The organism is Brevundimonas sp., assembly GCF_030704825.1.
GTDB lineage: Bacteria > Pseudomonadota > Alphaproteobacteria > Caulobacterales > Caulobacteraceae > Brevundimonas.
In genome coordinates this window covers 39,290-51,228 of the sequence record NZ_JAUYNX010000027.1, presented here as the reverse complement: position 1 = coordinate 51,228, position 11,939 = coordinate 39,290, and the positions used below count along the sequence as shown (strand labels likewise).

Here is an 11,939-nt window from a genome sequence, read left to right as displayed (position 1 = left end):
CGCAATCCGGACATGGTCGCGCGGGCGCTGAAGCCCGACTATGCGCTCGGCTCGCACACGGCCTCGCTGGGCCTGACCTTTGGCGAGGGCGGACTCTTTCCGGCCCGCTACCGCGGCGGGGCCTTTGTGGGTCAGCACGGATCGTGGAACCGGACGCCGCGGAACGGTTATCGGGTGATCTTCGTGCCCTTCGCCGGCGGGGTTCCGGCGGGACCGCCCGAGGACGTCCTGACCGGCTTCCTCAACGATGAGGATCAGGCCATGGGCCGGCCGGTCGGGGTGCAGTTCGACGGCGCGGGCGCCCTGCTGGTCGCGGATGACGTCGGCAATGTCATCTGGCGGGTGTCGCCGGCAGCCTGACGGGACGGCAAAAGACCCCGGCGGAGGGATCCGCCGGGGTCTTTCTGTTCAGGGCCGAACGATCAGCCCAGGGGCTCGACCACGATCAGCGGGGGCGGGGGCGAGGCCGGCGGGGAAGCCGGGGTCGCGGGCGCCGTGTTCAGGGTCGACGTCGGCGAGGTCGCCGGCGCGGGCGTATAACTCTGCGGCCCGGTCGGGGTGGTCGGCGCCGGGGACGCGACGCGAGGCGTGGCGGCGGGGGCCTGGACCCGGGGAGCCTCGCGGCGGGCCGGAGCCGGGGCGGCGCGGCGAAGCGGGGCGGCTTCACGGACGACCGGCGGGGCGGCGACCACCGGCGCGGGGGTCGAGGCGCTGGTCGGCGGAGCGACGGCCGCCTCGGTCGGCGCCGGGGTGGCCGACAGCACCGGGGCGGTGGCGGCCGGTTCGGCCAGCGGGGCTGAAGCCTCCTCGCCGCCGCCCATCACCAGCATGGCGCCGATGCCGCCGAGCGCGATGGCGCCGACGGGGACCAGGATCATCCAGGCCTTGATCTTGCTCTGGCCCGTGCGCGCCTTGCCGCGACGGGCATAGACGGGAACGAACGGCTCTTCGTGATCCGGCTCGGCTTGCGGGTCGACGCGCGGTGTCTTGCGAAGGTCGCCATACGGCGTGATCGGATCGTCGGGATAGGTTACGGACATCGTTATTCCTCCAAAACTCATGGAAGGAACCAATCCGTGAGACCACGGTTCCGCGATTCTTATTTCGCCGTGAAGAAACACCGTTGTCGCCACATTTATGGCGGCAACGGTGCGGCTTCTTGTCTTGTGATTACTTGTAGGCGGGAGTCAGAAGTTGGTGATTTCCGAAATCGACAGCACGGCAGGCTGAGGGTCGCCGCTGGAATAGGTGCCGACCCAGATTTCGTAGCGTCCGGCCTGCGAGCCCAGGGTGATCAGCGGGTTGTTGTCCTCGCCCGCGTCGTCGTCGCAATACCATTCGCCGTTCGGACCGTTGACCACCAGGGTGGTGTCGGCCTTGGAAAGCACCGAAATCTTGATGTTCAGCGAACCCTTGCCGCTCCAGTTCAGCCGGAAGTCGGGCGCGTTGGTAATATAGCCGGTGCAGCCGCTGCCCGCGTTCGAGGCGCTGATGTCACCTCCCGCGCGCAGACTGACCAGGTGCGGATCGGGCGTGAAGCCGGGCGCCAGGGTGATGTCGCCGTAGTTGGGGTCGGCGTTGTAGTCCTGGGCCATGACGGGCCCGGCGAGAGCCAGCGCGCAGGCGGCGGTCAGAAGATATTTCATCGGTGAGGTCCCCCGGGATCGTCCCGGCCCCGCGCCGGCAAATCCTCGTTCGTCGATTAAGCGCTGCCGCCGCCGGTTCTTCAAGTGGCTGTCAGGGTTCGACAGGTTCACCCGGCGTCACCGCCGCATCGGCGCCACGCCCTGAAGCAAACCGGCGTTCATATGGCCGCAAACGCCGATCCGATTCCCCTGCCGGTTGACCGCGGCGGGCGGCTTCTTCATCACCAATCGGCGGACGGCTTTCGACGGAGCGGATACGACGATGGGTCTGGTGGCGAACATCAAGCGCAACATGCGTTTCGCCAAGGGGCTGCGCCGTCTGCTCAAGCGGATCAAGCCGATCGAATTGGACAGCGTCGATCTGGTCTGTGACGACTGGGAAGAGGCGGTGGACCGCTTCGGCGACCATATCGCAATCCAGGACGACCGCCGCGCCGTGACCTATCGCGAGCTGGACGCCATGGCCAACCGCTTCGGCCACTGGGCCCAGAGCCGTCGGCTGAAGCGCGGCGACACCATCGCCCTGGTGATGCTGAACCGGGCCGAATATATCGCCGCCTGGATGGGCTTCTCCAAGGTCGGCGTGGCCACCGCCCTGATCAACACCAATCTGACCGGCCACGCCCTGGCCCACTGTTTGTCGATCTCGAACGCCTCCCAGGTCGTTACGGACGAGGACTGCTGGAAGCGGGTCGAGGACGCGCGGGTCCTGTCGGGGCGCAATCTGATGCTCTGGGTGCTGGGTCTCCGGGACGAGGACGAGGCCGACGAACGGCGCGGCCTGGACAAGCCGGTGCGCAGCGGCTCGTCGGTGCGCCCCGCGCGGTCGACCCGCTCCGGCCTGACCAACCGCGATACGGCCCTCTACATCTACACGTCCGGCACCACCGGCATGCCCAAGGCGGCCAGGATCACCCATGCCCGGGCCCGCACCTATATGCGCGCCTTCGCTGGAGCCACGGCGGCGACCGAAAAGGATGTCACCTTCAACGTCCTGCCGCTCTACCATTCTACCGGGGGGCTCGTCGGGGTCGGGCCGGCCCTGCTGAACGGCGGCAGGCTGGTGCTGCGCAAGCGGTTTTCGGCGACGAATTTCTGGCCGGACGTGAAGGCCTCGGGCGCGACCCTGTTCGTCTATATCGGCGAGCTGTGCCGTTATCTGGTCAACTGCCCGGAGAATCCGGACGAGAGGTCGCACAAGCTGCGTCTGGCCTTCGGCAACGGCCTGCGCCCCGATGTCTGGACCGACTTCCAGAAGCGGTTCGCCATACCGGACATTCTGGAATTCTACGGCTCGACCGAGGGTAATGTCTCGGTGTTCAATTTCGACGGAAAGCCGGGCGCGATCGGTCGGGTGCCGGGTTTCCTGAAAAAGCAGATCAATTTCCGCCTCGTCCGGTTTGACATGGACACCGAGGAGCCGGTTCGCGGGGCCGACGGCCTGTGTCAGCTGGCCAGGGCCGGCGAGGTGGGCGAGGCCCTGGGCCGGATCGGCGACGACACCCGCCACGCCTTCTCCGGCTATGCCGACAAGGCGGCGTCGGAGAAGAAGATTCTGCGCGACGTCTTCGAGCGCGGCGATCGCTGGTTCCGTACCGGCGATCTGATGAAGCAGGACAGCGAGGGCTACGTCTATTTCATCGACCGCATCGGCGACACCTTCCGCTGGAAGGGCGAGAACGTCTCGACGGCCGAGGTCGAGCAGCGACTGGCCGACGCCCCGGGGGTGAGGGAGGTGATCGCCTACGGCGTTCCGGTCCCCGGTCAGGACGGCAAGGCCGGCATGGTGGCCCTGGTGATCGACGGCCGGTTCGCGCCCCGGCCCTTCGCCGACTGGGTCGATCAGGAGCTTCCGGCCTATGCCCGTCCGGTCTTCGTCCGCCTGATCAAGTCCGCCGACACCACTGGCACCTTCAAATACAGGAAGACGGACCTCGTCGCCGACGGCTTCGACCCCGACAAGGTGGACGGCCCCCTCTACGTCCGGGGCGGGAAGAACGGCTACGCCAGGCTCGGCGAGGCGGCGCGCGCCGCGATTCTGGCGGGCGAGACCCGGCTCTAGGGCGGCGCTTCGCAACCGCCCCTTAATCATTAACGGCGAAGGTCGGCGTCTCTCGCGCGCAGGACGACCTGTCTCTCCATGTTCCAGATTATCGGCATCGTTCTGCTGTTCGCCCTCGTGTTCGGCAGCTACATCATCTCGGGCGGCAAGTTCGAGGTCATCCTGCACGCCCTGCCGCACGAGATGATGGCCATCGGCGGCGCCGGGATCGCCGCCTATCTGATCTCCAACAGCGTGTCGGTGCTGAAATCCACCTTCGGCGGTCTCGCCAAGGCCTTCGCGGGGCCCAAGTGGAAGCGGCAGGACTACAAGGACCTGCTGTCCCTGCTGTTCCAGCTGACCAAGACGATGAAATCCAAGGGCGTGATCGCCCTCGAAAGCCACATCGAAAAGCCGGCCGAGAGCACGATCTTCCAGAAATACCCCAAGGTGCTGAAGGACCATTTCGCCACCGACTTCATCTGCGACACCCTGCGGATGATGACCATGAACCTCGAGGATCCGCATCAGATCGAGGACGCCATGGAAAAGCAGCTCGAGAAGCATCACCATGAGGCCGAGGGCGTGCCGCACGCGCTTCAGCAATTGGCCGACGCCCTCCCGGCCCTGGGCATCGTCGCGGCGGTGCTGGGGGTCATCAAGACCATGGGCTCGATCACCGAGCCCCCGGAAATTCTCGGCGGCATGATCGGCGGCGCCCTTGTCGGCACCTTCCTGGGCGTCTTTCTGGCCTATGGCCTGGTAGGGCCTATCGCGGCGCGCCTGAAGTCGATCATCGACGAGGAATCCGCATTCTACAAGATCATCCAGTCGGTGCTGGTGGCCCATCTGCACGGCAACGCCGCCCAGATTTCGGTCGAGATCGGCCGCGGCGACATCCCGTCCTCGGCCCAGCCGTCCTTCCTCGAAATGGAGGAATCCCTGTCGGCGGCGCCGGCCGAAGCGTGATCCGGAGCCGGCTGACCCCGAATCGTCTGTGTTGTTCACGGACGATCACGGATCCGGGAACGCCGTCCGGCCTCGCCGGTTAGGGTCCTGAGCGATCGCGTGGCCGGGCGGCGGGTTCGGCCGGATGATCGCCGGGAGGACGCCATGCGCATCATCATCGCCGCTGCGGCCGGAGCTCTCGCCCTGGCCGCCTGCACGCCCCGTAGCGAGACCGGGGACACCGCGGCCGCCGCACCTGAAGTTGCGGAAGACACGGCCGCAGTAGCCGTGCCGGAGGAGCCTGCCGCGCCCCCGGCCAGCCCGGCGGCGCCCGGAAACTCCGACGGCGTCTATCCGCCCGGGCAGACGCCGCCAACCCTGCCGGTCGAACCCGGCACGACCTCGCCGGCGACCAGCCCGCCCCCGCAATAGCGGTCGAAGACCCCGGCCCGCTTTCGCGTTTGCGGGAAGTTTTCCGGCGTTGCAGGACGCCGGTTCACGAACGCGTGAGAATTTCGCTTGCGCTTCTGCTCACGAGGCCGTTATCTCGGGACTGCGAGGATTCATGACCTCGCGTGAACCTTCTGAAGGATAAACAACATGCGCATCACCGCTCTGGTCGCCGCTTCGGTCGCCGCTCTGGCCTTGGCCGCCTGCACCCCGGCCGCCGAAGACAAGGCTGAAGAAGCTTCGGCCGACGCCGCCGCCGCCGCCGACACCGCCACGGACGCCGCCGCGACCGCCGACGCCGCCGCCGCCGACGCCACGGCCGCCGCCGCGACCGCCGACGCCGCCGCTGCTCCGGCCCCGGCCGCCGACGCCGCCATGGCCCCGGCCGCTCCGGCTGCCCCGGCTCAGTAAGACTGAGACGATACGACGGACCTTCGGGTCCGAAGAGGAAGGGCCGCCCTCGCGGGCGGCCCTTTTTCTTTGTCCGAGGGCGTTCGGAACATCGGACGAACGATGGCATTCTAGTTTCGGCCAAAGCTTGGCCGTCGGCCTCCCGATGAGCGGGTCGCCGTCGTCGCCGCCAACCCGAGAGGATTCGCCCATGCGCATTGCCGCCCTGATCGCCGCGACCGCCGTCGCGCTCACCCTGACCGCCTGCAACCGGACCAACGAGGCCGCCACCGACGAGGCTGCGACCGAAGCGGCCGAAGCCTCCGGCGCCGCCGCCGATACCTCGGTGACCGCCGAACAGTCCGCCGCCGAGGCCGCCGCCGCCGCCAACGCCCCGTCCGCCTCCACGTCCGGCGAGACCCTGACCCCGGCCCCCGGCGCGCCGCCGATGACCGACGGCGCCGCGGCGCCCGTCGCCCAGCCGGGCGACACCGCCGGCAACAACGTCACCGAGACCGCGCGGCGACTGAACCCCCCGACCGCGCCGGCCCAGTGATCGCCGGCGCCTGAAACGAGAGGGTCGTCCCGGGCGGACGGCCCTTTTTCGTTGCGTCCCGGCGCGACCGGTATAGCGGTCTTGCATGGCTGAAGATCGCTCGCCCCGCCTGCTCTGGACCGACGAGGGCGAGCCGCGCTCGGGGCGGTTCGACGACGTCTATTTCTCGCGGGAGGACGGCTTGGCCGAGGCCCGGGCGGTCTTCCTCGCCGGTTGCAGTCTGCCGGAGGCCTGGAACGGGCGAGGGCGTTTCACCGTGGCCGAGCTGGGCTTCGGCACGGGCCTGAACATCGCCGCCCTGCTGCACCTGTGGCGGCGGGAGGGACCGCCCGGCGCCCGGTTGAACCTCTTTTCGGTCGAGGGCTTTCCGCTGACCCGCGACGATGCGGCGCGGGCGCTCGCCGCTTGGCCGGATGTCGCCGAGGCTGCCCGGGCGCTGTTGGATGTCTGGCCCGCGACGACGCCGGGGTTTCATCGTCTCGACCTGCCCGATTTCGGAGCCACCCTCGATCTGGCCGTCGGCGATGTCGTCTGGGCGCTGTCCCGGTGGACCGGCCGCGCCGACGCCTGGTTTCTGGACGGCTTCGCCCCCTCGACCAATCCGGCCATGTGGTCCGAGGCGGTGCTGGACGGGATCGCCGCCCGCTCGGCGCCGGGGGCGAGAGCCGCGACCTTCACCGTCGCCGGGGCGGTGCGGCGCGGTCTGGCCGAGCGCGGCTTCACCGTCGAAAAGCGCCCCGGTCACGGCCGCAAGCGCGAACGGCTGGAGGCGCGGGCTCCCGGGACGGCCGTCGACCCGGCCGCCGTTTCCCCGGTCGCCCTCGTCGGGGCCGGCATCGCCGGAGCGGCGCTGGCCCGCGCCTTCGCTGCGCTCGGGGTCCGGGCGACGGTGATCGAGGCCGACCGGCCCGGCGCCGGCGGCTCGGGCTTCCCCGCCGGGCTGGTCACGCCGCGTCTTGATGTCGGCGATGGCGAGATCGCCGGCCTGTACGCCCAGGCGCTGGAGCGCGCCGTCGCGCTGTACGCGGCCGTCCCCGGCGCCGTCGTCGCCCGGGGGGTGCTGCAGCTGGAACAGTCGCCCCGGGACGCCCGGCGGTTCCGGGCGATCCCGGGTCAGGATCTCTGGCCCGCCGGCGCCATGACCGCCCTCGACGCCGCCGCCTGCGCCGATCGGTTGGGCGAGCCGGCAACCGGCGGAGGTCTCTGGATGGAAGAGGCCATGGCCGTCCGGCCCGCAGCCATCCTCGACGCCTGGTTGGCCGCTGCCGACCGGATCGTCGCGACGGTCGGGCGGATCGAACCCGCCGGCCGGGGTTGGGCCCTGCTGGACGAGGCGGGCGAGGCGATCATCGAAGCCGGCGCCGTGGTGGTCGCCGCCGGATGGGGGACCGCCGCCCTGGCTTCCCACCTGCCGCTGTCGCCGGTGCAAGGCCAGGCCGACTGGGTCGAGGGCGTCCGGACCGACCCTGTGGCCTGGGGCGGCTATGCAGTCCCCACCGGCTCCGGCCTGCTGTTCGGCGCCACCCATGATCGCGGCGAGACCGGCGGCCTCCCCACGGCCGGGGCCAGCGCGCGAAATCTGGCGACCCTCGCCGCGCGCCTGCCGCGGCTGGCCGCGGGCATCGCCCGGGCGGGGCCGACCCGCGCCCGCACGGCCGTGAGGGCCACGACGCCTGACCGGCTGCCGCTGGCCGGCGTTCTGGCGCCCGGCCTCTTCGTTCTCGGCGGACTGGGCTCGCGCGGCTTCTGCGCCGCGCCCCTGCTGGCCGAGCATGTCGCGGCGCTGGCGACCGACACCCCGTCGCCCCTGCCGGCCAGCTCGGCGGCGCGCGTCGATCCCTTGCGCTTCGCCGTTGGCGAGGGGCTTGTGGAACCTGCTGGAAAGGCGGACGGTTGAGCTCCGGTATCGCCTCTCAGGAGACTGTCATGCGCGCCCCGCTCCCCGTCGCCGTGAGCCTGTTCGCCCTTCTGGCCGCCTGCGCCCCCACCGCGGACGGCGGCGCGGGCGGAAGCGAGGCCCCGCCGCGAGCCCGACAGTGTTTCAGCGTCAGCCAAGTCACCAATTTCCGCCCCGGCCGGCCCGACCAGGTCTTCCTTCGCGCCGGCCACGACGACATCTATGAGCTCAATGCCGCAGGAGGCTGCCCCGATCTGGACTTCGCCAACCGGGTGGCCCTGGTCCCGGACGGCGGAACCGTCGGCACGCGGCTGTGCACCGACGACTGGGCCCGGGTCGTGCTTCCGGACTCGGCCTCCACCTCGGTCTGCCGCGTGCGGATCAGCCGCAAACTGACCGCCGAGGAAGTCGCCGCCCTGCCGGCGAACCAAAGGCCCTAGGTCTTCTGGGCGTAGCCCAGGCGCTGGTTCAGCTTTTCGATCAGGTCGATGGCCGTATCGGCGATGACCGAGCCGGGCGGATAGACGGCGGCCGCGCCCATGTCGATCAGGGTCTGGACGTCCGACGGCGGGATCACCCCCCCGACCACGATCATGATGTCGGCCCGGCCCAGCTTCTCCAGCTCGGCCTTCAACTCGGGCACCAGCGTCAGGTGACCCGCCGCCAAGGATGAGGCGCCGACGGCGTGGACGTTGCGCTCGACCGCCTCCTTCGCGGCCTCGGACGGGGTCTGGAACAGCGAGCCGGCGACAGCCTCGAGGCCGAGGTCGCCATAGGCGGTGGCGATGACCTTCTGGCCCCGGTCGTGGCCGTCCTGACCCAGTTTGGCGATCAGGATGCGCGGCGGGCCGCCGTCGTTCTCGACGAAGGCGGCGACCATGTCGCGGGCGCGGCTGATCTTCGGATCGGCGCCGGCCTCTTTCGCATAGACCCCCGACACCGTTTTCACGCTCGCCACGTGACGGCCGAAGGCGGCTTCCAGTGCATCGGAAATCTCGCCGACGGTGGCGTAGGCGCGTGCCGCCTGAACCGACAGTTCCAGCAGATTGGCGGTCCCGCGCGCGCCCTCGGTGAGGGCGTCGAGGGCGGCCCGGGTCTTCGCCCCGTCGCGCTCTGCGCGCAGCCGCTTCAGCTTATCGATCTGGGCGGCCAGGACGGCGGCGTTGTCGACCTTCAGCATGGGGATGTCGTCGACGGCGTCGGACAGATAGCGGTTCACCCCGACGACGGTCTGCTGGCCCGTGTCGATGCGCGCCTGTGTCCGGGCCGAGGCCTCCTCGATCCGCATCTTGGGCACGCCGGCCTCGATGGCCCTGGCCATGCCGCCGAGCGCCTCGACCTCGGCCATCAGGACGCGGGCCTTCTCCGCCAGCTCGTGGGTCAGGCGCTCGACATAGAAACTGCCGCCCCACGGGTCGATGACGCGGGTCAGGCCGGTCTCCATCTGCAGCAGCAGCTGGGTGTTGCGCGCGATCCGGGCCGAGAAATCGGTGGGCAGGGCCAGGGCCTCGTCCAGCGCGTTGGTGTGCAGGCTCTGGGTCTGGCCGCCCGCCGCCGCCATGGCCTCGACCATGGTGCGGGGCACATTGTTGAACACGTCCTGGGCCGCCAGCGACCAGCCCGAGGTCTGGCAGTGGGCGCGCAGGGACAGGGAGCGGGGGTCTTTCGCGCCGAATTTCGACACGGCCTCGGCCCACAGCAGACGGCCGGCGCGCAGCTTGGCGACCTCCATGAAATAGTTCATGCCGATGGCCCAGAAGAAGCTCAGGCGCGGTGCGAACCGGTCCACGTCCATGCCCGAGGCGACCCCGGCCTTCAGATATTCGACGCCGTCGGCGAGGGTGTAGGCCAGCTCCAGATCGGCCGAGGCTCCGGCCTCCTGCATGTGGTAGCCGCTGATCGAGATGGAGTTGAATTTCGGCGTCTCGGCCGCGGTCCAGGCGAAGATGTCCGACACGATCCGCATCGAGGGCCCGGGCGGATAGATGTAGGTGTTGCGGACCATGAACTCCTTGAGAATGTCGTTCTGGATGGTCCCGGTCAGGGCCGCGTGGGGCACGCCCTGTTCTTCGGCGGCGACGACATAGAGGGCCAGGATCGGCAGGACGGCGCCGTTCATGGTCATGGACACCGACATCTGGTCCAGCGGGATGCCGTCGAACAGGGTGCGCATGTCGTAGATGCTGTCGATGGCCACGCCGGCCATGCCGACGTCGCCCTTCACCCGCGGATGGTCGCTGTCATAGCCGCGGTGGGTGGCCAGGTCGAAGGCGATCGACAGCCCCTTCTGACCGGCGGCGAGGTTGCGACGATAGAAGGCGTTGGACGCCTCGGCGGTCGAGAATCCGGCGTACTGGCGGATGGTCCACGGGTTGGACGCATACATGGTCGGATAGGGGCCCCGCCCATAGGGGGCGATGCCGGGCAGGCCGTGGATGAAGTCGAGGCCCTCGACGGCGTCAGGGCCATAGGCGGTCGCGACGGTCAGGCCCTCGGGCGTCCTCCAGGCGTCGCGGACCGGACCGGCTCCGGTGGGGCCGAGGTCGAGGGCGACCCTCGTGAAGTCGGGCGCGCTCATCGGGCCGCCTCCCATGCCTGGGTCTCGAACGGCGCGGCGAACCGGATCGGGATCAGGGGGTCGCAGGCGTCGCCGCCAGCGCGTTTCACCGGCCTGCCGGCGGCTTCGAAAGGCGCCGGACGCGGGTCCGGGTCGACGAATTTCGTCACCCCGACCAGTTGTGCGGTCCCGCTCGCCAACGCCGCCTCGCGCTCGGCGCGGGCGGCGGCGACGCGGTCCTGGATATCACCGGTGCGCAGGGCGACGATCAGGCCGCCTTCGCCCTCGATGCGCTGGAACTCGGCCCAGCCGGCCTCGGCCAGATCACGGGTGCGTGCGTCGAGGTACCATGAGCCGGCCGCCGGATCGTCGACCCGTCCGAGGTTGGCCTCCTCCATCAGCACCGCCTGGGTGTTGCGCGCCTGTCGCCGGGCGAAGGCGTCCGAGCGGCCGTTGGCGCGCGACAGGCCGTCCAGGACCAGGGCGTCGGCCCCGCCGACCGCGCCGGCGAAACCCGCCGCCGTCAGCCGCAGCAGATTGGGCCAGGGATCGCGCGCCGACAGCATACGCCGCGACGAACGGGCCTCGATCACCGCCGGGGTCTCGGCGCCGAACGCCCTGCCGATCGAGCGCCAGATCAGGCGCAGGGCGCGGACCTTGGCCAAGCCGTCGAAATACTCCTGGTCGACCGAGACGCCGAGCACCGTGCCCTTCAGCGCCGCTTCGGCCGACATCCCCGCCGCGACCGCCGCCCGGATCAGGGCGGCCGCGTTGGCCGCCGCGAAGCCCAGCTCCTGCCCGATCGACCCGCCGGCCTCGTGCACGACGCGCCCGCCGGCCATGAAGAAGGAAGCCTCGGGATAGGCCCCCGCATGACGCGCCGCCGTATTGGCCGCCAGCATCAGGTGCTCGTCGATGGCGCGCGGGGCCGCGCCGGCTTCGGCGAAGGCGGACAGCGGGTCCATGTGGAATATCAGTTTCGCGCGGGGCGAGCCCTTGGCCGCGACCGCCAGCGCATTGGCCGCCTCGGGGCCGTCGAGCCCGGCGTCCAGGCCCACGGCCGCCAGTTCCAGCGCCACGCCCTCGAGCGCGCGCGCCAGAGGCTCCGAATCCGCCAGAACCGCGCCCTTGAGCAGCACCGAGGCCGCCCCGCCCTCGAGGTCGGCAAGGACTGCGGCGTTGACGGCGCCCGCCTCGTCGCCCTCGACCAGGGTCCGCACGTCCCAGGCCCGACCATCGGCGTTTGAGGGCCGAGGCGCGGATACCGCCGCCCCGCCGGTCGCGGCTGCATACAGGGGCCGCACCGCCAGCCCGTCGGCGTCCAGATGCACCAGGCTTTCCAGCGGCCGGTCCTTGAGCGCCTTCTCGGCCAGGCCGCGCCAGTCGGCGGGGGAGGGGATCGGAAAAGTCATGCGTCTCCATTGCCCGCGCCGGCGCGCCGGGTCCAGTCGGGA

12 protein-coding genes are annotated in these 11,939 nt (G+C 70.3%); 8 read left to right on the top strand and 4 right to left on the bottom strand.

Annotation, left to right across the window (positions count from 1 at the left end):
• A partial coding sequence (locus Q8Q71_RS13785) for a sorbosone dehydrogenase family protein (protein ID WP_371315965.1) occupies positions 1 to 360 on the top strand: 360 nt, incomplete at its 5' end.
• Positions 361 to 422: 62 nt separating this feature from the next.
• Here the strand turns inward: Q8Q71_RS13785 and Q8Q71_RS13780 are convergent.
• Together Q8Q71_RS13780 and Q8Q71_RS13775 are read right to left on the bottom strand one after the other, a co-directional pair.
• Complete coding sequence (locus tag Q8Q71_RS13780; protein WP_305760175.1) at positions 423 to 1,040, bottom strand: hypothetical protein; 618 nt, start codon at positions 1,038 to 1,040, stop codon at positions 423 to 425.
• Positions 1,041 to 1,187: 147 nt separating this feature from the next.
• The gene (locus tag Q8Q71_RS13775) at positions 1,188 to 1,646 is read right to left on the bottom strand and encodes a peptidase S1 (RefSeq protein ID WP_305760174.1); all 459 of its coding nucleotides are present in this window, start codon (positions 1,644 to 1,646) and stop codon (positions 1,188 to 1,190) included.
• Between the two features lie 262 nt (positions 1,647 to 1,908).
• Here Q8Q71_RS13775 and Q8Q71_RS13770 point away from each other — a divergent pair, with 262 nt between their 5' ends.
• From Q8Q71_RS13770 to Q8Q71_RS13740, 7 genes are all read left to right on the top strand, one after another.
• A complete protein-coding gene (locus Q8Q71_RS13770) occupies positions 1,909 to 3,708 on the top strand; it encodes a long-chain-acyl-CoA synthetase (protein WP_305760173.1) in 1,800 nt (599 codons plus the stop codon).
• 78 nt (positions 3,709 to 3,786) lie between these two features.
• Positions 3,787 to 4,656 (top strand): flagellar motor stator protein MotA, encoded by an 870-nt coding sequence (gene motA, locus Q8Q71_RS13765; protein ID WP_305760172.1) that lies wholly within the window; start codon positions 3,787 to 3,789, stop codon positions 4,654 to 4,656.
• A 144-nt stretch (positions 4,657 to 4,800) separates the two neighbouring features.
• Positions 4,801 to 5,067 carry a hypothetical protein gene (locus Q8Q71_RS13760; protein WP_305760171.1) on the top strand — a complete coding sequence of 89 codons (267 nt, stop codon included), beginning with the start codon at positions 4,801 to 4,803 and terminating at the stop codon, positions 5,065 to 5,067.
• Between the two features lie 168 nt (positions 5,068 to 5,235).
• Complete coding sequence (locus tag Q8Q71_RS13755) at positions 5,236 to 5,496, top strand: hypothetical protein (RefSeq protein ID WP_305760170.1); 261 nt, start codon at positions 5,236 to 5,238, stop codon at positions 5,494 to 5,496.
• Between the two features lie 190 nt (positions 5,497 to 5,686).
• On the top strand, positions 5,687 to 6,031 hold the full coding sequence (locus tag Q8Q71_RS13750; protein ID WP_305760169.1) for a hypothetical protein: 345 nt from the start codon (positions 5,687 to 5,689) through the stop codon (positions 6,029 to 6,031).
• A gap of 85 nt (positions 6,032 to 6,116) precedes the next feature.
• Positions 6,117 to 7,928, top strand: a complete 1,812-nt coding sequence (gene mnmD, locus Q8Q71_RS13745) for a tRNA (5-methylaminomethyl-2-thiouridine)(34)-methyltransferase MnmD (protein WP_305760168.1) — start codon at positions 6,117 to 6,119, stop codon at positions 7,926 to 7,928.
• 29 nt (positions 7,929 to 7,957) lie between these two features.
• Positions 7,958 to 8,368 carry a DUF6491 family protein gene (locus Q8Q71_RS13740; protein ID WP_305760167.1) on the top strand — a complete coding sequence of 137 codons (411 nt, stop codon included), beginning with the start codon at positions 7,958 to 7,960 and terminating at the stop codon, positions 8,366 to 8,368.
• Here Q8Q71_RS13740 and scpA read toward each other — a convergent pair.
• Together scpA and Q8Q71_RS13730 are read right to left on the bottom strand one after the other, a co-directional pair.
• Positions 8,365 to 10,506, bottom strand: coding sequence for a methylmalonyl-CoA mutase (scpA, locus tag Q8Q71_RS13735; RefSeq protein ID WP_305760166.1), 2,142 nt, complete (start codon positions 10,504 to 10,506; stop codon positions 8,365 to 8,367). The genes Q8Q71_RS13740 and scpA overlap by 4 nt on opposite strands.
• On the bottom strand, positions 10,503 to 11,897 hold the full coding sequence (locus Q8Q71_RS13730; protein ID WP_305760165.1) for a methylmalonyl-CoA mutase family protein: 1,395 nt from the start codon (positions 11,895 to 11,897) through the stop codon (positions 10,503 to 10,505). Before Q8Q71_RS13730 ends, scpA begins: the two co-directional genes overlap by 4 nt.
• Positions 11,898 to 11,939: the final 42 nt, after the last annotated feature.